At 67.1% G+C, this 20,774-nt stretch carries 20 protein-coding genes; 10 read left to right on the top strand and 10 right to left on the bottom strand.

The genetic code is table 11. From position 1 onward, the window contains the following. Positions 1–110: 110 nt before the first annotated feature. Together U5N23_RS18550 and U5N23_RS18545 are read left to right on the top strand one after the other, a co-directional pair. Positions 111–806 (top strand): heavy metal response regulator transcription factor, encoded by a 696-nt coding sequence (locus U5N23_RS18550; RefSeq protein ID WP_322594213.1) that lies wholly within the window; start codon positions 111–113, stop codon positions 804–806. Beyond that, on the top strand, positions 803–2,209 hold the full coding sequence (locus U5N23_RS18545; protein ID WP_322594212.1) for a heavy metal sensor histidine kinase: 1,407 nt from the start codon (positions 803–805) through the stop codon (positions 2,207–2,209). The genes U5N23_RS18550 and U5N23_RS18545 overlap by 4 nt, the downstream gene beginning before the upstream one ends. 6 nt (positions 2,210–2,215) lie before the next feature. Here U5N23_RS18545 and U5N23_RS18540 read toward each other — a convergent pair whose 3' ends face one another. Next, positions 2,216–3,019 (bottom strand): exodeoxyribonuclease III, encoded by an 804-nt coding sequence (locus tag U5N23_RS18540; protein ID WP_322594211.1) that lies wholly within the window; start codon positions 3,017–3,019, stop codon positions 2,216–2,218. A gap of 10 nt (positions 3,020–3,029) precedes the next feature. Here U5N23_RS18540 and pyrE point away from each other — a divergent pair, with 10 nt between their 5' ends. Further along, complete coding sequence (gene pyrE / locus U5N23_RS18535) at positions 3,030–3,728, top strand: orotate phosphoribosyltransferase (protein WP_322594210.1); 699 nt, start codon at positions 3,030–3,032, stop codon at positions 3,726–3,728. Positions 3,729–3,732: 4 nt separating this feature from the next. Continuing rightward, positions 3,733–4,425 carry a DUF4124 domain-containing protein gene (locus U5N23_RS18530; protein WP_322594209.1) on the top strand — a complete coding sequence of 231 codons (693 nt, stop codon included), beginning with the start codon at positions 3,733–3,735 and terminating at the stop codon, positions 4,423–4,425. A gap of 71 nt (positions 4,426–4,496) precedes the next feature. On the opposite strand, the gene gatB is transcribed toward U5N23_RS18530, so the two are convergent. From gatB to gatC, 3 genes are read right to left on the bottom strand one after another with little or no spacing between them, the layout of a single operon-like run. Further along, positions 4,497–5,957, bottom strand: coding sequence for an Asp-tRNA(Asn)/Glu-tRNA(Gln) amidotransferase subunit GatB (gene gatB, locus U5N23_RS18525; RefSeq protein WP_322594208.1), 1,461 nt, complete (start codon positions 5,955–5,957; stop codon positions 4,497–4,499). A gap of 1 nt (position 5,958) precedes the next feature. Continuing rightward, entirely contained in the window at positions 5,959–7,458 is a 1,500-nt protein-coding gene (gatA, locus tag U5N23_RS18520) for an Asp-tRNA(Asn)/Glu-tRNA(Gln) amidotransferase subunit GatA (RefSeq protein ID WP_322594207.1), read from the bottom strand. A gap of 7 nt (positions 7,459–7,465) precedes the next feature. Next, the gene (gatC, locus tag U5N23_RS18515; protein ID WP_322594206.1) at positions 7,466–7,765 is read right to left on the bottom strand and encodes an Asp-tRNA(Asn)/Glu-tRNA(Gln) amidotransferase subunit GatC; all 300 of its coding nucleotides are present in this window, start codon (positions 7,763–7,765) and stop codon (positions 7,466–7,468) included. Positions 7,766–7,969: 204 nt separating this feature from the next. Between gatC and U5N23_RS18510 the strand changes: the two genes are divergently transcribed. The 4 genes from U5N23_RS18510 (at position 7,970) to mrdA (ending at position 12,593) form a co-directional block, all read left to right on the top strand. After that, positions 7,970–9,013 (top strand): rod shape-determining protein, encoded by a 1,044-nt coding sequence (locus tag U5N23_RS18510; RefSeq protein ID WP_007858125.1) that lies wholly within the window; start codon positions 7,970–7,972, stop codon positions 9,011–9,013. Positions 9,014–9,144: 131 nt separating this feature from the next. After that, positions 9,145–10,068, top strand: coding sequence for a rod shape-determining protein MreC (gene mreC, locus U5N23_RS18505; protein ID WP_322594205.1), 924 nt, complete (start codon positions 9,145–9,147; stop codon positions 10,066–10,068). Continuing rightward, complete coding sequence (mreD, locus tag U5N23_RS18500; RefSeq protein WP_322594204.1) at positions 10,065–10,583, top strand: rod shape-determining protein MreD; 519 nt, start codon at positions 10,065–10,067, stop codon at positions 10,581–10,583. The genes mreC and mreD overlap by 4 nt, the downstream gene beginning before the upstream one ends. A gap of 63 nt (positions 10,584–10,646) precedes the next feature. Beyond that, entirely contained in the window at positions 10,647–12,593 is a 1,947-nt protein-coding gene (gene mrdA / locus U5N23_RS18495) for a penicillin-binding protein 2 (RefSeq protein ID WP_322594203.1), read from the top strand. Between the two features lie 6 nt (positions 12,594–12,599). On the opposite strand, the gene U5N23_RS18490 is transcribed toward mrdA, so the two are convergent. From U5N23_RS18490 to U5N23_RS18470, 5 genes are all read right to left on the bottom strand, one after another. Beyond that, a complete protein-coding gene (locus U5N23_RS18490; protein ID WP_322594202.1) occupies positions 12,600–13,490 on the bottom strand; it encodes a DMT family transporter in 891 nt (296 codons plus the stop codon). 74 nt (positions 13,491–13,564) lie between these two features. Next, on the bottom strand, positions 13,565–14,308 hold the full coding sequence (locus U5N23_RS18485) for an amino acid ABC transporter ATP-binding protein (protein ID WP_322594201.1): 744 nt from the start codon (positions 14,306–14,308) through the stop codon (positions 13,565–13,567). Continuing rightward, complete coding sequence (locus U5N23_RS18480) at positions 14,305–15,087, bottom strand: amino acid ABC transporter permease (RefSeq protein ID WP_322594200.1); 783 nt, start codon at positions 15,085–15,087, stop codon at positions 14,305–14,307. The genes U5N23_RS18485 and U5N23_RS18480 overlap by 4 nt, the downstream gene beginning before the upstream one ends. Positions 15,088–15,116: 29 nt before the next feature. Beyond that, on the bottom strand, positions 15,117–15,881 hold the full coding sequence (locus U5N23_RS18475; protein WP_322594199.1) for an ABC transporter substrate-binding protein: 765 nt from the start codon (positions 15,879–15,881) through the stop codon (positions 15,117–15,119). Between the two features lie 259 nt (positions 15,882–16,140). Next, entirely contained in the window at positions 16,141–16,899 is a 759-nt protein-coding gene (locus U5N23_RS18470) for a sulfite exporter TauE/SafE family protein (protein WP_322594198.1), read from the bottom strand. Between the two features lie 354 nt (positions 16,900–17,253). Here U5N23_RS18470 and U5N23_RS18465 point away from each other — a divergent pair, with 354 nt between their 5' ends. Both U5N23_RS18465 and U5N23_RS18460 read left to right on the top strand, forming a co-directional pair. Continuing rightward, positions 17,254–18,633 (top strand): ammonium transporter, encoded by a 1,380-nt coding sequence (locus U5N23_RS18465; protein ID WP_322594197.1) that lies wholly within the window; start codon positions 17,254–17,256, stop codon positions 18,631–18,633. Positions 18,634–18,663: 30 nt separating this feature from the next. Next, on the top strand, positions 18,664–18,987 hold the full coding sequence (locus tag U5N23_RS18460; protein ID WP_322594196.1) for a hypothetical protein: 324 nt from the start codon (positions 18,664–18,666) through the stop codon (positions 18,985–18,987). Positions 18,988–19,000: 13 nt separating this feature from the next. Here U5N23_RS18460 and U5N23_RS18455 read toward each other — a convergent pair whose 3' ends face one another. Beyond that, the gene (locus U5N23_RS18455) at positions 19,001–20,674 is read right to left on the bottom strand and encodes a GMC family oxidoreductase (protein ID WP_322594195.1); all 1,674 of its coding nucleotides are present in this window, start codon (positions 20,672–20,674) and stop codon (positions 19,001–19,003) included. Positions 20,675–20,774: the final 100 nt, after the last annotated feature.

Genomic DNA, 20,774 nt, shown 5'->3' with positions numbered 1-20,774 from the left:
TCTTGCTGACAGGGGCAGTCTAGGATTGCGCGCCACGGGCGGGGGTGACAAGTGCATGACAAAGCTGTCATCCAGCGCCCGCTGCGCGCCTTTGCCCCAGAATCACCCGCATGAAGATCCTGGTCATCGAGGACGACCCCAAGACGGGCGACTACCTGAAGAAGGGCCTGCGCGAGAGCGGCTACAGCGTCGACCTGTCCCGCACGGGCACCGACGGTCTGCAGATGGCGCTGGGCGGGGCCTACGACCTGGTGGTGCTCGACGTGAGCCTGCCGGGCATCGATGGTTGGCAGATCATGCCGGCGTTGCGCGAGAAGGGCGACATGCGCGTGCTGTTCCTCACGGCGCGCGACCAGTTGAGCGACCGCATCCGCGGACTCGAGCTGGGGGCAGACGACTACCTCGTGAAGCCGTTCTCCTTCACCGAACTGGTGCTGCGCATACGCACCTTGCTGCGGCGCGGACCTGCGCGTGAAGCCGACGTGTACGAGGTGGCCGGCCTGCGCCTGGATGTGCTGCGGCGCAAGGTCACCCGCGAAGGCGCGGAGATCGCGCTGACGAACAAGGAGTTCTTGCTGCTGCACCTGCTGGTGAAGCGGCAGGGCGAGGCGTTGCCCAGAACGCTGATCGCCTCCGAGGTCTGGAACATGAACTTCGACAGCGACACCAATGTGGTCGACGTCGCGGTCAAGCGCCTGCGTGCCAAGGTCGACAAGCCATTCGCCAGGCCGCTGATCCATACCGTGCGCAATGTCGGCTACTCCTTTGGCGACCCGCCCTCGGACCCGCCCGGGAGCGGAGAATGACGGGTGCGCGCTGGCTTCCCCGCTCGCTGGCGGTTCGCGTGACCCTGCTGTGCGGGTTGATCGCGGTGTCGGTCACCGGCATGCTCGGGGGCAATTACTTCTTCGCTGCGCGCAGCGCCATCCTCGCCCACGCCGACGAGCAGCTGGTCATGCGGGTGGAGCGGCTGCGCCGCCTGCTGGGCGGTGTGCGCACCGTGCAGGAGCTGCGCGACCAGACGATGCTGCTCGAGGCCTTGTCGGGCAATTCAGGAGATGTCTTTGTGGTGCGCCGCGCGGACGCGGCTGCGCTGGTCGAAGTCAATCCAGGCCAGGTGGCGCCGCCGGCGTGCGCCGTACCCGCCGCCTTGGACAGGGCAGTGGCTCGGGGGGATGTGTGCCACAGCGATGCACCGGGCATACCCCGCATGCATTGGGCCGCGGGCGCTGCCCGCTCGGGCCACGATGGGCAGATGGTCGAGGTGTTGGCGGGGCATGCCCTGGTCAGCGAGATGCAGATGATCCGGCGCAGCCGCGACCAGGTGCTGTTCAGCACTTTCCTGGCCGTGCTCGCCTGCTCGCTGCTGGTCTACTGGGTGCTGCGCCATGGCCTCAGGCCCCTGCACCGGGTGGCGGCGCAGGCCTCGCTGATCGAACCGCTCAACCTGGCGATCCGCCTGCCCGAGCACGATGCGCCGCTGGAGCTGCAGCAGATGGTGGCGGTGTTCAATGCCATGCTGGACCGCATCGCCACCGGCTATGGCCGGCTGTCGCAGTTCTCTGCCGATCTGGCGCACGAGATCCGCACACCGGTCGGTGCCTTGATCGGGCAGACGCAGGTGGCGCTTAACCGCACGCGCAGCCCCGAGGAATACCAGCAGGTGCTCGAATCCAACCTGGAGGAATTGAACCGCCTGCGCCGCATCGTCGATGACATCCTGTTCCTCGCCCAGGCCGACCATGCCACGCTGCAGATCGAGCGCATGCCGATGGACATGGCGGCCGAACTGCAGCGCATTGCCGACTACTTCGAGGGCCCGGCCGACGAAGCGGGCCTGCGCTTTTCCGTGCAGGCCAGTGGCATGGCGCAGGTGAACCCGCCGCTCGCCCTGCGCGCGTTGCACAACCTGGTGGTCAATGCCGTGCGCTACGGCACGCCCGGGACCGTGGTGCGCCTGACCGCCGTCGAAGAGGAGGGTGCGTCGACGATGGTGGTGGAGAACCAGGGCCTGCCGATTCCGCCCGCGCAGATGGAGCGGCTGTTCGACCGCTTCTACCGGGCCGAGGCCGTGCACCACCGCCCCGCCGAGTCCAGCGGGCTGGGCCTGGCGATCATGAAGGCCATCATGGACCTGCATGGGGGCGAGGTGCGGGCCTCGTGCCCGGCGCCGGGCACGATCCGGTTCGAGCTGCGGTTTCCGCGCTGAACAGGATCAGAGCGTGAAGTCGTAGCCGATGGTGATCGGCGCGTGGTCCGAGAACTTCACGTCCTTGTAGATGGTCTCGGTGCGTGCCAGCGCCGCCATCGCCGGGGTGGCCAGGTGGTAGTCCAGGCGCCAGCCCACGTTGTTGGCATAGGCCTGCCCGCGGTTGCTCCACCATGTGTAGGCCGTCTCGGTGGCCGTGGGTTGTAACTGACGGTAAACGTCGATCAGGCCGCCGCCTTCATCAGTTGTGTGCAACAACTTTGTCATCCAGGCCCGCTCTTCGGGCAGGAAGCCGCTGTTCTTTTGGTTGCTGCGCCAGTTCTTGAGGTCGATCTGCTGGTGCGCGATGTTGATGTCGCCGCACAGGATGAGCTCGCGCCCCTGCTTGAGCTGCATGAGGTGCGGGTGGAATTCCGCGAGGAAGCGGTACTTGGCGAGCTGGCGCTCCTCCCCCGACGAGCCGCTCGGGAAGTAGGCGCTGATGATGGACAGCTTGCGCTTGGGGGTGTCAAAGCGCAGCTCGAGGTAGCGGCCTTCGGCGTCGAATTCGGCCGAGCCGTAGCCCACGATGACGTCGCTGGGCAGGTGGCGGGTGTAGATGCCCACGCCCGAATAGCCCTTTTTCTGCGCGTAGTGGAAGTGGCCGTCCATCTCGGCCAGGCGCTCGAAGCGCGTGGCGATGTCGGCGGCCTGCGCCTTGACTTCCTGCACGCAAATACAATCTGGCCGTGTGGCAGCCATCCAGCTTTCCACCCCCTTGGTGGTCGCCGAACGGATGCCATTGAGGTTGAGGCTGGTCAAATTGAACAAGGAATTTCCCATGGTAGATGTAGGTAGCCAGGGCCCGGATCAGGGCCAGCTGGCGCAGGACTTTGTACGGTTCGCCGTCGAATCGGGCGTGCTGCGCTTCGGGGAGTTCAAGACCAAGGCCGGGCGCCTGAGCCCCTATTTCTTCAACGCCGGCCTGTTCGACGACGGCAGCAAGATGGGGCGCCTGGCCGAATTCTATGCAAAAGCCCTGATCGCCAGCGGCATCGAGTTCGACATGGTGTTCGGGCCGGCCTACAAGGGCATCCCGCTGGCTGCGACCGTGGCGGTGGAGCTGGCGCGCCAGGGGCGCAACGTGCCCTTCGCCTACAACCGCAAGGAAGCCAAGGACCATGGCGAAGGTGGCACGCTGGTAGGGGCGCCGCTCCAGGGCCGGGTGCTGATCGTGGACGACGTGATGTCGGCCGGCACCGCAGCGCGCGAGTCGATCGCCCTCATCCAGGCGGCAGGCGCCACCCCCCATGCGGTGGCCATTGCGCTGGACCGGCAGGAGAAAGCCACCGAAAATGGACTGGACGTGGAGCACAGTGCAGTGCAGTATGTGCGCCAGCAGCTGGGCATGAAGGTTTGTACTATCGCCAGGCTGGCAGACTTATTGCTGTACCTATCGCAAACAGGGGGGGCGGAGATGCGCGCCCATCACGAACGGGTTTCGGCCTACCGCGAGCGGTATGGGGTGAACGAAGGGTAACCAGTTGCACAAGACGGCGTGGCTCATTGGCGAGTTGGCATTGGCAGGCCTGGCCACGGCGTCCGCGTGGGCGCAGCAGACGGGACCGGTGGGCAGCATCTATACCTGCGTGGACCGCAACGGGCGCAGGCTCACGGCGGACCGGCCAATTGCCGAATGTGCGGACCGCGAGCAGCGTGAGCTCGCCCCTTCGGGCATGGTGCGGCGCCATTTGGGCCCTGTGCTCTCCGAGCAGGAGCGTGCGGTGGTCGAGGCGCGCCAGCGCAAGGAGGCCGAGGAGCGTGCCCGGGCCCTGGACGAGCGCCGCCGCGAGCGGGCATTGACGGCGCGCTACCCCGACAAGGCAGCCCACGACGTGGAGCGCAAGGCCGCCATCCAGATGGTCGATGACGTGGCCGCCACGGCAGAAAAGCGCATTGTCGAGTTGCGCCAGCAGCGCAAGACCATGGACACCGAGATGGAGTTCTACAAGAAGGACCCCAGCAAGGCGCCGATGGTGCTGCGCACGCGGATCGCCGAGAACGAAGACAGCATTGCCGAGCAGCAGCGCTTCATCGCCGGCCAAGGCGACGAGAAGCGCCGGGTGCACCAGCGCTTCGATGCGGAACTGGCGCACCTGCGCAGGCTCTGGGATGAGCAGCGGGGCGTTGCAGTGCCCGGCGCTGCCACCCCGGCATCGGCCGGCGGTTCACGCTGAACCGCGACCTCTCGACGGGGAAGCCTGCGGCAAACACCTTCCAGGGGGTGGAAGGTGCCTGCAGGACCGTGTCAGCCTGACAGCTTTGCGCGCAGCAGGTCGTTGACCTGTTGCGGGTTGGCCTTGCCCTTGCTCGCCTTCATGATCTGACCCACCAGTGCGTTGAAGGCCTTGTCCTTGCCGGCGCGGAACTGGGCCACGTTGTCGGCATTGGCGGCGATCACCTCGTCGATGATGCCCTCCAGCGCACCCGTGTCGTTCATCTGCTTGAGGCCCTTGGCCTCGATGACGGCGTCCACGTCGCTGGATTCACCGGTCCACAGTGCTTCGAACACCTGCTTGGCGGCGTTGTTGGACACCGTGCCGTCGGCGATGCGGCCGATCAGCGCGCCCAGCTGGGCGGCCGATACGGGCGATGCGTCGAGCGCCAAGTCGCCCGCGTTCAGGCGGCGCGAGACCTCGCCCATGATCCAGTTGCTGGCCAGCTTGGGCTGCTTGCTGGCCTGGGCCGCGGCCTCGAAGTAGGCCGCCATGGCCTTGCTCTGGGTCAGGGTGGTCGCGTCGTACTCGGGCAGGCCATAGTCGGCCACGAAGCGCGCGGCCATGGCGCGCGGCAGCTCGGTCATGAGGGCGCGCTGCTCGTCCACCCACTCGCGCGAGATCTGCAGCGGTGGCAGGTCCGGGTCGGGGAAGTAGCGGTAGTCGGCCGCGTCTTCCTTGGTGCGCATGGCGCGCGTCTCGCCCGTATCGGGGTCGAACAGCACCGTGGCCTGCTGGATCTCGCGTCCATCTTCGATTTCCTCGATCTGCCAGCGGATCTCGTAGTCGATGGCCTGCTGCATGAACTTGAAGCTGTTCAGGTTCTTGATCTCGCGGCGCGTGCCCAGCGGGCCGCCGGGCCTGCGCACCGAGACGTTGGCATCGCAGCGGAACGAGCCCTCCTGCATGTTGCCGTCGCAGATGCCGATCCAGGTCACGATCTTGTGCAGCTCGCGCGCGTAGGCCACGGCCTCTTCGCTGGAGCGCATGTCGGGCTCGGTCACGATTTCCAGCAGCGGCGTGCCGGCGCGGTTCAGGTCGATGCCGCTCTGGCCGATGAAGTCCTCGTGCAGCGACTTGCCCGCGTCCTCTTCGAGGTGGGCGCGCACCAGGCGCACGGTCTTCTTCTCGTCGCCCAGGAAGAACTGCACCTCGCCACCCTGTACCACCGGGATCTCGAACTGGCTGATCTGATAGCCCTTGGGCAGGTCGGGGTAGAAGTAGTTTTTGCGCGCGAAGATGCTCTCGGGCGCGATGTGCGAGCCCAGCGCCAGGCCGAGCTTTATGGCGCATTCCACGGCCGCACGGTTCATCACCGGCAGCGTGCCGGGCAGGGCCAGGTCCACGGCGCAGGCCTGGGTGTTGGGCTCGGCGCCGAAGGCCGTGGCTGCACGGCTGAAGATCTTGCTCTGTGTGGCGAGCTGGGTGTGGGTTTCGAAGCCGATCACGACCTCGTAGCCGTGGATCAATTTGCTTGCTGTCGTCGTCGTCATGTCACAGACCTCCGGGTTGGCGGAGGTGAAAGTCGGTGGCCTGCTGCAGCCGGTGCGCTGCGTTGAGCAGGCGCGCTTCCTGGAAGTAGTTGCCGATGAGCTGCAGGCCCACGGGCATGCCGCCTTCGCCAAAGCCTGCGGGCACGCTCATGCCGGGCAGGCCGGCTAGCGAGCCGGGCAGGGTGAAGATGTCGGCCAGGTAGTCGGCCAGCGGGTCGGCGCCATGCTCGCCGAGCTTCCAGGCCACGGTGGGGGCCACCGGGCCGGCGATCACGTCGCACTGCGTGAAGGCCTGCTGGAAGTCATCGGCGATCATGCGGCGGATCTTCTGCGCCTTGAGGTAGTAGGCGTCATAGTAGCCATGCGAGAGCACGTAGGCGCCGATCATGATGCGGCGCTTGACCTCGTCGCCAAAGCCTTCGGCGCGGGTCTTCTTGTACATGTCCACCAGGTCGGTGTAGTCCTTGGCGCGGTGGCCGAACTTCACGCCGTCGAAGCGGCTCAGGTTGGACGAGGCCTCGGCCGGCGCGATGATGTAGTACACCGGGATCGACAGCTCCGTACGCGGCAGGCTGATGGGCACCAGCTTGGCGCCGAGCTTCTCGTATTCCTTGAGCGCGCCGTCCACGGCGGCGCGCACGTCGGGCGCCAGGCCCGCGCCGAAGAATTCGGCCGGGATGCCGATGCGCAGGCCGTCGATGGAGTCGTTCAGCGAGCGGCCGAAGTCCTCGGCCGGCATGTCGATCGAGGTCGAGTCGCGGTCCAGGTCGGGGCCGCACATGGTCGACAGCAGCAGCGCGCAGTCCTCGGCCGTGCGGGCCATGGGGCCGGCCTGGTCGAGGCTCGAGGCGAAGGCGATCATGCCGTAGCGCGAGGCGCGGCCGTAGGTGGGCTTGATGCCGGTGATGCCGCAGAACGAGGCCGGCTGGCGGATGGAGCCGCCGGTGTCGGTGCCGGTCACGGCCGGCGCCAGGCGCGCGGCCACGGCCACCGCGCTGCCGCCCGAGGAGCCGCCGGGGATGCGCGCGGTGTCCCAGGGATTGCGCACCGGGGCGGGCGCGTCGAAGCCGACGGGGACCACGGCCGAGTTCTCGTTGGCCGAGCCCATGGCGAACTCGTCGCAGTTGAGCTTGCCCAGGGTCACGGCGCCGGCCTCGGCCAGCTTGCGCACCACGGTGGCGTCAAAGGGCGACTGGTAGCCCGCCAGCATTTTCGAGCCGGCGGTGCTGGGGAAGTCGCGCGTGACGAAAATGTCCTTGTGCGCCAGGGGCACGCCTTCGAGCGTGCCTGCCATGCCCGCGGCGATGCGCGCATCGGCCGCGCGTGCCTGGGCCAGCGTGACGTCTTCATTGACCGCCACATAGGCGCCCAGCGACTGGTGGCTCTTGGCGCGCGCCAGGAAATGCTGGGCCGCCTCCACGGCGGACACCTGGCGCTCGCGCAGTTGGGTGGCCAGGGCGGTGACCGTCAGGTCGTGCAGGTCTGTTATTTGCTTGTTCATGCCTGCCTCACTCGATCACTTTGGGCACGAGGAACAGGCCACGCTCCACCGCAGGGGCACTGCGCTGGTTGGCTTCGCGCTGGTTCGGTTCGCTGGCCACGTCGTCGCGCAGGCGCAGGGCGACTTCCCGGATGGCTGCCACGGGGTGGGCCAGGGGGGTCAAGTCCCCGGTATCCACAGCGCGCATCTGCTCCACGATGTCGAAAAAGCCGTTGAGTTGTGTGAGCATGCGCTCACTTTCGCTCGCGCTCAGTTCCAGTCGTGCCAGGTTGGCGATTCGACCGATGTCCAGGGATGTCAGTGCCATAGGGAAAAAATTCGGGAGAAACCAGATGTAAAGCTGAAATGGGGGGGGAGGCCAGGGGAGTTATTCACAGGGGATAGGGTATTATCCCGGCTTTGCCGCAATACCCTCCCTCATGCCGGTCATTGTGCGAAAAAAGCGAAATTTGACCCCGTAAACCCGGCGATGGCAGGCCGATGCGCACGCCATGCCTGAGAGGATTCTTGAATGTTCGGAGCTTTCCGTCGGTACTTCTCCACCGACCTTGCCATTGATCTTGGCACAGCCAACACCCTGATATTCGCCCGCGACAAAGGCATTGTGCTCGATGAGCCCTCTGTCGTCGCCATCCGCCACGAAGGTGGACCCCACGGAAAGAAAGTCATCCAGGCCGTAGGCCATGAAGCCAAGGCCATGCTGGGCAAGGTGCCCGGCAACATCGAAGCCATCCGGCCCATGAAGGACGGCGTGATCGCCGACTTCGTGATCACCGAGCAGATGATCAAGCAGTTCATCAAGATGGTGCACCCGCGCACGCTGTTCACCCCCAGCCCGCGCATCATCATCTGCGTGCCCTGCGGTTCCACCCAGGTCGAGCGCCGCGCCATCAAGGACGCGGCTGAAGCCGCCGGCGCCACCGCCGTCTACCTGATCGAGGAGCCCATGGCTGCCGGCATCGGCGCCGGGCTGCCGGTCTCCGAGGCCAGTGGCTCGATGGTCGTGGACATCGGCGGCGGCACCACCGAGGTGGGCGTGATCTCGCTGGGCGGCATGGTCTACAAGGGCAGTGTGCGCGTGGGCGGCGACAAGTTCGACGAAGCCATCATCAGCTACATCCGCCGCAACTACGGCATGCTGATCGGTGAGCCCACGGCCGAATCCATCAAGAAGAACATCGGTTCGGCCTTCCCCGGCTCCGAAGTGCGCGAGATGGAAGTCAAGGGCCGCAACCTCAGCGAAGGCGTGCCGCGCAGCTTCACCATCTCCAGCAACGAAGTGCTGGAGGCGCTGACCGATCCGCTCAACCAGATCGTCTCGGCCGTCAAGAACGCCCTGGAACAGACCCCGCCCGAACTCGGTGCCGACATTGCCGACCGCGGCATGATGCTGACCGGCGGCGGCGCGCTGCTGCGCGACCTCGATCGCCTGCTGGCCGAGGAAACCGGCCTGCCGGTGCTGGTGGCCGAAGACCCGCTGACCTGTGTGGTGCGCGGCTGCGGCATTGCGCTGGAACGCATGGACCGCCAGGGCAGCATCTTTACAAGCGAGTAAGTTCCCCGTGCCTGCGCGCTGCGCAGGCACCCATCGCGCTGAAATGGCATGACCGCAACCGCACCGATGCTTTTTGAGCCGTGCCCCTGGCCGCCGTGTTCGCACGCGTTGCAGATCCGACGTTGAGCGCCATGCCCCTGGGAACCCTGGAGCGCAGTGCGCCTCCCTTCTTCAAGCAGGGCCCTTCGGCCTTGTCCCGGCTGGCGCTGTACAGCGCGCTGGCCCTGTTCCTCATGGTGGCGGACGTGCGCTTCAAGCTGACCGGCCCGTTCCGCCAGGCCGTGTCCACCGTGCTCTACCCCGTGCAGTGGCTCATGCTGCAGCCGGTGGAGTTCGCCGGGCGCGGTGCCGGCTACTTCCAGAACCTGCAGACGGCGCAGCAGGACGCCGACAGCGCGCGCAGCAAGATGGCGCAGATGTCGCAGCGCGCAAGCCAGGCCGAGCAACTGCTGCTGGAAAACGAGCGCCTGCGCAAGCTGCTCACGCTGCGCGAGCGGCTGGACACGCCGGCCCAGGCGGCCGAAGTCATCTACGACACCGCCGACCCCTACACCCGCCGCGTGGTGGTGGACAAGGGCCACATGGCCGGCGTGGAGCTCGGCTCGCCCGTGCTCGACGAGGCCGGCGTGCTGGGCCAGGTCACGCGGGTGTTCCCGTTGCTCGCCGAGGTGACGCTGCTGATCGACCGCGACCAGGCCATTCCCGTGCTCAACATCCGCACCGGTGCGCGCGGCGTAGCCTACGGCGATCCGGTGGCGGGCAACAGCGGTGGCATGGAGCTGCGCTTCATGCCCGCCAACGCCGACGTGCGCGAAGGCGACCTGCTGACCACCAGCGGCGTCGACGGGCTGTACCCCTCGGGCCTGCCCGTGGCCAAGGTCGTGCGCGTGGAGCGCCGGGCCGACTCGGCCTTTGCGCGCATCTACTGCGAACCGCTGGCCCAGGTGCAGGGCGCACGCCATGTGATGCTGCTCAAGCCGCTGGCAGGCCATATCCCGGAGCGGCCCGAGCCGGCACCGGCGCCCACCGCGGGCAAGAAGGGGCGCCACAAATGATCATGCCGCGTGGCCAGCCGCTGCTGCTGCCCGTCAATCCGGTCTTCATCGCCGCCAGCCTCGCAGTGGGGCTGGCCATCAACATGCTGCCCCTGGGGCGCGTGGTCTGGACGCCCGACCTGCTGATGCTGCTGATCGTGTTCTGGAGCGTGCACCAGCCGCTGCGCATCGGCATGGGCACGGCTTTCCTGCTGGGCCTGTGCATGGATGTGCAGCAGTCCGCACTGCTGGGCCAGCATGCGCTGTCCTACGCGGTGCTGGCCTTCGGCGCCATCGCCATCCACCGGCGCCTGCTGTGGTTCAGCGTGCCCTCGCAGGCGCTGCAGGTGCTGCCGCTGTTCCTGATCGCGCATTCCATCGAGTTGCTGGTGCGCGTGGTGTCGGGCGGCATCTTCCCCGGCCTGTGGGTCTTCGTGGCGCCGGTGCTGGAGGCGCTGCTCTGGCCCCTGGCCAGCTGGGTGCTGCTGGCGCCGCAGCGCCGCCCGCCCGACCGCGACCAGAATCGCCCGCTATGAGGCCGGTGTGGAACCTCCAGCGAGCTGCTTGCGCCTGCCGCACGGCGGTGGGGAGAGCGCAACATGACTGAACTGCGCAACGCCGAAGCGGATTCCTCGCGTTTTCGCGCGCGCATCTTCACCGTTGCCTTCGTGGTGCTGCTGGCCTTCGGCCTGCTGGTCTCACGCCTGGTGTACCTGCAGGTGGTGCGCCACGACGATCTGGCTGCACAGGCCGAAAGCAACCGCACGGCCGTGGTGCCCATCGTGCCCAACCGCGGCCAGATCCTGGACCGCAACGGCGTGGTGCTGGCCACCAACTATGCGGCCTACACGCTGGAGATCACGCCATCGCGCGTGGCCAGCCTGGAGGAGACCATCGAGGCCCTGTCCAAGGTGGTGGACATCCAGCAACGCGACCGGCGGCGCTTCAAGCGCCTGCTGGAGGAGTCGCGCAACTTCGAATCCCTGCCGATCCGCACGCGCCTGAGCGACCAGGAGGTGGCGCGCTTTTCCGCGCAGCGCTACCGCTTCCCCGGCGTGGACATCAAGGCCCGGCTGTTTCGCAACTACCCCCTGGGTGAGGTGGGCGCCCATGCCATCGGCTACATCGGCCGCATCAACCAGACGGAGAAGGCGCGCATCCAGGATTCGGAGGACGAGGCCAACTACCGCGGTACCGAGTACATCGGCAAGCTCGGCGTGGAGCAGAGCTTCGAGGGCATGTTGCACGGACTGACCGGCGTGGAGCGCATGGAGACCTCGGCCGGCGGGCATGCCGTGCGCCGCCTGGCCAGCCACCCGGCGACACCGGGCAACACGGTGATGCTGTCGCTGGACATCAAGCTGCAAAAGCTGGTGGAGGACATGTTCGGCGACCGGCGCGGCGCGCTGGTGGCCATCGACCCGCGCAACGGCGAGGTGCTGGCGCTGGTGAGCAAGCCCACGTTCGACCCCAACCTCTTTGTGGAAGGCATCGACAGCGAGAGCTGGCAGACGCTCAACGAATCCATCGACAAGCCGCTGCTCAACCGCGCCCTGCGCGGCACCTACCCTCCGGGCTCGACCTACAAGCCCTTCATGGCGCTGGCCGCACTGCAGCTGGGCAAGCGTTCGCCGAGCATGGTGGTCAACGACCCGGGTTTCTACACCTTTGGCGGCCACACCTTCCGCAGCCACGAAGGCGGCCTGGGCGGGGTGGACATGCACCGCGCCATCCAGTTCTCGAGCAACACCTACTTCTACTCGCTGGCCGTGGAGATGGGGGTCGACGCCATCCATGATTTCATGAAGCCGCTGGGCCTGGGCCAGACCACGGGGATCGATCTCAACGGCGAGGTGCGCGGCGTGCTGCCCAGCACCACCTGGAAGCGCAATGCCTACAAGCGCCCCGAGATGAAGCGCTGGTACCCCGGCGAGACGGTGTCCCTGGGCATCGGCCAGGGCTACAACAACTTCACCATGCTCCAGCTGGCGCAGGCCGAGGCCATACTGGCCAATGGCGGCACGCGCTACGCGCCCCACCTCATCAAGGCCGTTCGCGACACGGTGACCGGCACGGTGACGCCGGTGGTGCAACCCCCGGGCGAGGACCTCGGCTACCTGCCCAAGAACGTGGAGGTCGTGCGCAATGCGCTGGTGGCTGTGAACAAGGGCGGTACGGGCACGCGCATCTTTGCCGGCGCGCCCTACACCTCCGCCGGTAAGACCGGGACTGCACAGGCCATGAGCCTGGGCCAGAACGTGCGCTACAACGCCAAGCTGCTCGAGGAGCACCAGCGCGACCACTCGCTGTTCGCGGCCTTCGCGCCGGCGGAGGAGCCCACGATCGCCCTGGCCGTCATCGTGGAGAACGCCGGCTTCGGTGCGGCGGCTGCAGGACCCATCGCCCGGCGCGTGTTCGACTACTGGCTGCAGGGCGAGTACCCGAACGAGGAGGACCTGGCCGCCGTGCGCAAGGGCCTTGCTGCGGCACCCATTGGCAAGCCGCGCCTGGCGGCCGATGTGCCCGTCAGCCCGGCGGCACCTTGAGCCTCGTCAGGCCTTGGCGCCCCGTACCGGCGGCGCTAGCTGGCTGAACACCAGCGCAGCGACGATCAAGGTCGCGCCGCACAATCCCGCCCAGCCGAGCCGCTCGCCCAGCAGGGCCCAGGCCGTGAGCGCGGCGAACACGGGCTCCAACCCGAAGACGATGGCGCTGCGCATGGCGTCCACGCGCTGCTGGCCCCAGGCCTGCAGGGTGACCACCACCACGCTGGCCAGCAGGCCCAGGTAGACCACGGCCACCCAGGCATCGGCGGGCAGGCGGCCGGCGGCCAGGGGCAGCCAGTCCATGCCGCCGCCGCGCGCGAGCAGCAACAGCGTGGAGGCCAGCGCCATCACCAGGGCCTGCGCCGCCGCCATGCGCGTGGCACGCAGCGGGTGGGCCGCGGTGCGCCGGGCGCATTCCTCCAGCGCCAGGATGTACAGGGCATAGAACACGGTGCTGGCCAGCGTCAGCGTATCGCCCAGGTTCCAGGGTTCGTTCTCGTGGAACATCAGCGCCATGCCCGCGCAGGCCATGGCGCAGGCGGCCCACAGGCGCCAGCCGTAGCGCCGGCCCATCAGCACCATCGCGATCAGCGGCACCATCAGCACGTTCAGGCCGGTCACGAAGGCATTGCGGTTGCTGCTGGTGCGTGCAAGCCCTTCGATCTGCAGCCAGAACGCGAGGAACAGCAGCAGGCCCAGCGCGCAGCCCCAGCGGCGCTCATGGCGCAGCATGCCGCGCCACAGCGGCGCGAGCACCGCCAGGGCGATCACGAAGCGCAGCCAGATGATCTGCAGCGCATCGAGCTGGGCGGACAGCAGCTTCATGGCAGGGAAGGTGGTGCCCCACACCATGGTCACGACCAACAGGGCCAGCAGGCCGAAACGTTCAGTGCGCATGGGATCGGGATTCGGTCAGCCGCAGGGCACTGCCTGTCCAGGGCCATGCCCATGGACCCGGCAGGCTGCGTGGATCAGGCGCTCATGCGGCCGATGAAGGCGCGGATGCGGTCGTTGGCGGGGTTGCTGAAGAACTCGGCAGGCGGGGCGTCGTGGGCGATGCAGCCCTGGTCGAAGAACATGACGCGGTCGGACACCTCGCGCGCAAATCCCATCTCGTGGGTCACCACGATCATGGTCATGCCGCCACGGGCCAGCTCACGCATCACGTCGAGCACCTCCTGCACCATTTCCGGGTCCAGGGCCGACGTGGGTTCGTCGAACAGCATCACCTTGGGCTGCATGGCCAGCGCGCGCGCGATGGCCACGCGCTGCTGCTGTCCGCCCGACAGCTGCCAGGGATACTTGTGCGCATGGTCCTGCATGCCCACGCGGCGCAGCAGGGCCATGGCCTGCTCGTTGGCCTGGGCGCGCGGCGTGCGGCGGATGCGGCGCGGCGCCAGCGTCACGTTGTCCAGCACGCTCATGTGGCCGAACAGATTGAACTGCTGGAACACCATGCCGACCTCGCTGCGCTGGCGTTGCAGCGTGGCGGCGTCGTCGGTCACTTCCAGTCCGTCGATGGTGATGCGACCCGAGTCGTGGGGCTCCAGCCGGTTGATGGCGCGCAGCAATGTGCTCTTGCCGGAACCGGATGCCCCGATGATCACGGTGACTTCCCCGGTATTGAACACCGTGGACACATCCCGCAGCACCTGGTGGGAACCGAACGACTTGCATACGCGGCTCGCCACGATGAAGGGTTTGGGCTGGCTCATTGGTTGCGCCCCTCGACATCGAAGCGGTATTCGATGGCGTTCGAGATCTGTGTCACCAGCGTGGTGAGCAGCAGGTAGGTGATGGCCACGGTCGAAAGTGTGGCAATGGGCTGGAACGTGGCCGACTGGATGCGGTTGCCCACGTTGGTCAGTTCCACCACGCCGATGGCATAGGCCAGCGACGAGTCCTTGAGCAGCGCCACGAAGTTGCTCACCAGCGGTGGCAGCGAGATCTTGAAGGCCTGCGGGAACACCACGTCCATGAACACATGGGTGCGCCCCAGGCCCAGAGCCCTGGCCGCCTCGGTCTGACCGCGCGGCACGGCCAGCAATCCGGCGCGGATGGCTTCGGAGTTGTAGGCACCCACGTTCAGGCCCAGGGCCAGCACTGCAGAGGCGAAGTCGGGCAGGTTCAGGCCCGGCACCAGCACCGGCAGCGCAAAGTACACAAACAGGATCTGCACCAGGAGCGGAGTGCCGCGGATGACCCAGATGTAAAAGCGTGCCACCCAGCGCACGACAGTCCAGCGCGAGGTGCGCGCCAGTGCTGCGCCGGTGCCCAGCACCAGGCCCAGGCTGCCGCTGATCAGCGTCAGCCACAGGGTGGTGCGGGCACCGTCAGAGAAGGCCTGGGCGTTGGAGCCGATAGGCTCGGGCAGGAACGAGAGCAACTGGCCCAGCAGCGCCAGCGCCACCACCATCAGGACGACGGCACAGATGAGCGTGGCGTTGCTGCGCTGCTGGCGAGTCCAGCGCGCGGGCCAAAAGGCTGTAAGCATGAGAACCCCGGGTCAGAACAAGAGGGGGCTCAGTTCGGGCAGCGAACGTCTTCTTTGAAGTACTTCTTGGAAACCGTTGCATAGCTGCCATCGGCCATGACTTCACCCAGGGCCTTGTTCCAGGCGGCAGCCAGTGAGCTGTTGTCCTTGGCAACGGCGGCGGCAATGCGTTCGATGAACAGCATTTCGCCGAGCTTGAGGCCGGCACCCGGGTTCTTCTCCACCACTTCCTTGGCCACGAAGCGGTCGGTCACCCAGGCGTCCACGCGGCGCGAGCTCAGGGCGCTGCGGGCGTCCACATCGGTGGGGAAATTCTTCATTTCCTTGATGGTCGAGAGCTTCTGCACGTTTTCCAGGTAGCTGGTACCCGTCTGCACGGCAACCACCTTGCCAGCCAGGTCCTTGGCGCTCTTGATGGCCGGGTCCAGGGCGATGATCATGCCGCCCGAGCAGTAGTGGGGCGCGGTGAAGGTCACCGCCTTGGCGCGCTCTTCGGTCACGCCGTGGGAGGCTATGACCACATCCCAGCGGTTCTGGCCCAGGCCGGTGAGCAGGGCGTCGAAGCCCAAGGTTTTCCACTCGATGGCCAGGCCCATCTTCTTGGCCACGAGTTCCGCCACTTCCACTTCGAAGCCAGTCAGCTTGGTGCCCTTGAAGTAATTGAATGGTGCGAACTGTCCTTCCGTGGCGACAAGGATCTTGCCGCCCTTCTTCACCTCGTCCAGCGTACGGGCTTGGGTGGCAAATGCGGTGCACAGAGCGAGTGCGGTGACGACGGCCTTGAACAATTGCATGGGATGGGTCCTGTCCGGGATATTTCAGGTACAAAAAAACCGGCATGCGGATAGGCAGGCCGGAGGCTGGGGCATGTGCGCACATCATCGCGGATGGCGATGGCTGCCGTCACGAAACCGACACGATTATAGGGAAGTGCGATTTTGCTGTGCCAATGCACGAAAGCAACGGACGCACGTTGTATGCCAATTCGCAACAGGTTTAGAGGGTGCTCCCGAACCCTCTTTTCAGCAAATGCTGAGCGTGCTAACCCGCGCGCTATTTCAGGAAGGCGTCGTAACCCGTCTTGAGGATCAGCGCACCCACCACCATGATGAAGATGCCGCGCACGAAGCCCGTGCCGTGCTTGAGCGCCATGTGCGTGCCGATCAGGCTCCCCACCACGTTGGCCACAGCCAGCGTCACCGCGAAGTGCCACCAGACATGGCCCTTGGCGGCAAACAGGGCGATGGCCGCCACGTTGGTGGCTGTGTTCAGCAGCTTGGCCGAAGCCGAGGCGTTGAGAAAGTCATAGCCCAGCCAGCGCACGAACAGGAAGACGAAGAAGCTGCCCGTGCCCGGACCGAAGAATCCGTCATAGAAGCCGATGCCAAGGCCGACCAGGCTCGCCGCGGCGATTTCCGACGGCCCGGCAAAGCGCGGCACGTGGAGCCGTCCCATGTCCTTTTTCGCCAGGGTATAGGCCAGCACGCCCAGAAGCACCAGCGGCAGCAGGCGGCGCAGGAAGTCGGGCGATGCCACGGTGACGGCCCAGGCCCCGGCGAATGAGCCGGCAAAGCCGGCCGCCGCGGCCGGCAGCAGGGCGCCCCAGCGCATCTGCACGCGGCGGCTGTACTGCCAGGTGGCCATGGCCGTGCCCCAGACGCCGGCCGCCTTGTTGGTGCCCAGCAGCGTGGCGGGCTGCGCCACGGGAAACGCCGCGAACAGGGCCGGCACCATCACCAGGCCGCCGCCCCCGACGATGGCGTCCACAAAGCCGGCCAGCAGCGAGGCGAGGGTAATGAAAATCCATTCCATCCCATGATTGTCGCACCCCACCAGCTACGCTTTTGCTAGCGAAAGCGCTTGCGCCGCGGCCATAAAAAAGGCGCTGGGATCGCCAGCGCCTGAAAAGGGGGTGCACCTCGTTGGGTGCTTGTTCGGTTGTGCTTGTAGGGATGTCTCCTCGGCCCCTCGTCCAGCACACCGGGGCGCGCTTTCGAGTGACATGACTGTAACGGCGGCACCCGCTTGGTGCATTGGGGGTTTCCCGCCCCCAATTGGGGGCGCGCACCGGGCGGGGATCGGCCCTGCGCGCCCCAAATGGGGCTTTTTGCCTGGCATGCCTTGTGCGTCGTGCCGTGTAACAAATTGCGAAAAGGGAGCTTCCACATGCGGGCAGTCATCCATGGGTTCGTCACGGTCGTGGCCTTGTGTCTCGGGCTCTGCACCGCAACGGTCTGGGCGCAAGCCCCGGCTCCCGAAGCCGCTGCTTCGGCTGCCCTGGCCGCACCGACACCCGCACCCTTGACGCGCCCCGGCCTGGTGGCCAAGGAGGCCATCAATGCCGCCGACACCGCCTGGATGATGACTTCCACGGCCCTGGTGCTGCTCATGACGCTGCCGGGCATCGCCCTGTTCTATGCCGGCATGGTGCGCCGCAAGAACGTGCTCAACACCATGGCCAGCGTGGTCGCCATCGCCGCGCTGGTGAGCCTGCTGTGGTTTGCCATCGGCTACTCGTGGGCCTTCACCCCGGGCAGCGCCTGGCTGGGCGGTACCGAGCGCATGGGGTTTGCCGGCTTCGACTTCCAGCTGGCAGCGGGCAAGCTGTCGGTGAGCCACGTGGCGCCAGCCATCCCTGAATCGGTCTACGCCATGTTCCAGCTGACCTTCGCCATCATCACGGCGGCGCTGCTGGTGGGGGCCGTCGTCGAGCGCATGCGCTTTTCCGCCATGCTGTTGTTCATCAGCCTGTGGACGGTGTTCATCTATGCGCCCGTGGCGCACTGGGTCTGGGAGCCGGGCGGCTGGCTGGCGCAGATGGGGGCGCTCGACTTTGCCGGCGGCTCCGTGGTGCACGTGAACGCCGGTGTGGCGGGCCTGGTGTGCGCCTGGTTCCTCGGGCGGCGCAGCGGCTATGGGCGCGAACCTTTCGAGCCCTACAGCCTGGCACTGACCATGGTGGGCGCGGGCATGCTCTGGGTGGGCTGGTTCGGCTTCAATGCGGGCTCGGCGGTGGCGGCCGACGGCCGGGCGGGCCTGGCCATGGCGGTCACCCACGTGGCCGCCGCCGCAGGGGCGCTGTCCTGGATGCTGGGCGAGGCGGTGATGCGCGGGCGCCCCTCCTTGCTGGGCCTGTGCTCGGGCCTGGTGGCCGGGCTGGTGGCCATCACGCCCGCCGCCGGCTTCGTCACCCTGCGCTCGGCCGTGGTCATCGGGCTGGTGGCCGGTCTGGCCTGCTACTGGGGTGCAACGGGGCTCAAGCGCCTGTTGCGTGCCGATGATTCACTGGACGTCTTCGGTGTGCACGGCATTGGGGGCATCGTGGGCTCGCTGCTCACGGGCGTGCTGGCCAGCCGCAGCGTGGGCGGCGTGTCGGGCAGCCTGTGGACCCAGGCCATCGGCGTGGGCGCAGTGATGGCCTTCAGCCTGGTGGGCACGGCGCTGCTGCTGTGGATCACCAACCTCGTGCTCGGCCTGCGCGTGGACGACCAAAGCGAGCAGGTGGGTCTGGATATTGCGCAGCACCGGGAGCGCCTGGGTCAGTAGGCCCGCCAACGTTCTGAGGAGTTCATCACCATGCAGGACAGCGACAAACTCGCCATCGCAGCACACCTGCACGTGCTGCTGCGCCGCAAGACAGGCCGCGTGACCGATACCGAGTGGATGGCGGTCAACACCGAGTACGCGCTGGAGATCGTGCGCTTCGCACGCCAGCATGCGCTGGAGGACGGGTTGCCCGAGCTGGCCGAATGGGCCGACCGGCTTGACCGCGCCGTGCATGAACCGGCCCCCGCGCCGCAACGGCGCCCCTTGCTGGAGACCGCCAGCCAGGCGGTGCGCCAGCGCCTGGCGCCCGCTCCGGTGGTCGAGGTGCCCCGCTACGTAGGCGGTATCCGTTGATGCCGGGCGGCCATCACGCTTTTTGAGCCGCCACGATCCACTCGGCCGCCTTTTCGGCCAGCATCAGCGTGGGCGAGTTGGTGTTGCCACTGGTGATCGTGGGCATGGCGCCCGCATCCACCACGCGCAGGCCGGCAATGCCGCGCACGCGCAGCTGCGAATCGAGCACGGCCATGGGGTCGTCGGCCCGGCCCATGCGCGTCGTGCCCACGGGGTGGAAGATGGTGGTGGCGATGTCGCCCGCCAAACGCGCCAGGTCCTCGTCGCTTTCGAACTGCACGCCCGGCTTCCACTCCTCGGGCTGGTAGGCGGCCAGGGCCGGCTGGGCGACGATGCGGCGCGTGACGCGCAGGCTGTCGGCGGCCACCTGGCGGTCTTCGGGCGTGCTCAGGTAGTTGGGGGCGATGGCCGGCGCGGCCCGGAAGTCCGCGCTCTTGATCTGTACCGTGCCCCGGCTCGTGGGGTTGAGGTTGCAGACGCTGGCCGTGAAGGCCGGGAAGCTGTGCAGGGGCTCGCCGAAGGCGTCGAGCGACAGGGGCTGCACGTGGTACTCGATGTTGGGCCAGGGCTGGCCGGGGTCGCTGCGCGTGAAGGCGCCGAGTTGCGAGGGCGCCATGCTCATGGGCCCGCTGCGCTTCATCGCGTACTCCATGCCGATCTTGGCCTTGCCCCAGAGCGAACTGGCCATGGTGTTGAGCGTGGGCACACCGTTGACCTTGAACACTGCGCGGATCTGTAGGTGGTCCTGCAGGTTGGCGCCCACGCCCGGCAGGTCCTGCACCACGCCGATGCCGTGCTGTCGGAGCAGGTCGGCCGGGCCGATGCCCGACAGCTGCAGCAGCTGGGGCGAGTTGATGGCCCCGGCACTCAGGATCACTTCGCCGGTGGCGTGGGCGGTCACCATCTCGTGCCCATCCCACACCTTCACACCGGTGCAGCGGCGCGTGCCATCGGGCTGGGTCTCGATGAGGAGCTCTGTGGCATGCGCGTTGGTCCACATTTCGAAGTTGGGCCGGCCGTAGCAGGTGGGCCGCAGGAAGGCCTTGGCCGTGTTCCAGCGCCAGCCGCTCTTCTGGTTGACCTCGAAGTAGCCCACGCCCTCGTTGCTGCCGCCGTTGAAGTCCTCGGTGGCCGGGATGCCGGCCTGCTGCGCGGCCTTGGAAAAGGCGTCCAGCACATCCCAGCGCAGGCGCTGCTTTTCCACGCGCCACTCGCCCGTGCTGCCGGTGGACTTGTTGCCGTGCAGGCGCTTGAAGTTCTCGTTCACCTCGCCGGGCTGGTCCAGGCGCCAGTGGTCCTCATGGCGGCGGAAGTAGGGCAGGGCGTTGTCCCAGCGCCAGCTGGCATCCCCGGTGAGGTCGGCCCACTGGTCGTAGTCGCGTGCCTGGCCACGCATGTAGATCATGCCGTTGATGCTGCTGCAGCCGCCCAGCGTCTTGCCGCGGGGGTAGCGCAGGGTGCGGCCGTTCAGGCCCGCATCGGGCTCGGTGTTGTAGAGCCAGTCGGTGCGCGGGTTGCCGATGCAATACAGATAGCCCACGGGAATGTGTATCCAGTGGTAATCATCCTTGCGCCCCGCCTCGATGAGCAGCACCCGGCGGCGGCCGTCGGCGCTCAGGCGATTGCACAGCAGGGCACCCGCCGTGCCGCCGCCAATGATGATGTGGTCAAACGTGGTGTCGCTCATGGGAATAACGGTGTGGGCAAGGGGGTGGCGCAGGTGGATCGGAAGGGTCGGCGCCATTGTGCGGACCGCGCTGGTGGTGTCGAGGGGGTAAACGCGGCTT

This window comes from Acidovorax sp. (assembly GCF_034519795.1).
In the GTDB taxonomy this organism is placed as follows: Bacteria; Pseudomonadota; Gammaproteobacteria; order Burkholderiales; family Burkholderiaceae_C; genus Acidovorax.
Note: the sequence above shows the minus strand (reverse complement) of the source record. Positions and strands in the feature narration are given on the sequence as shown.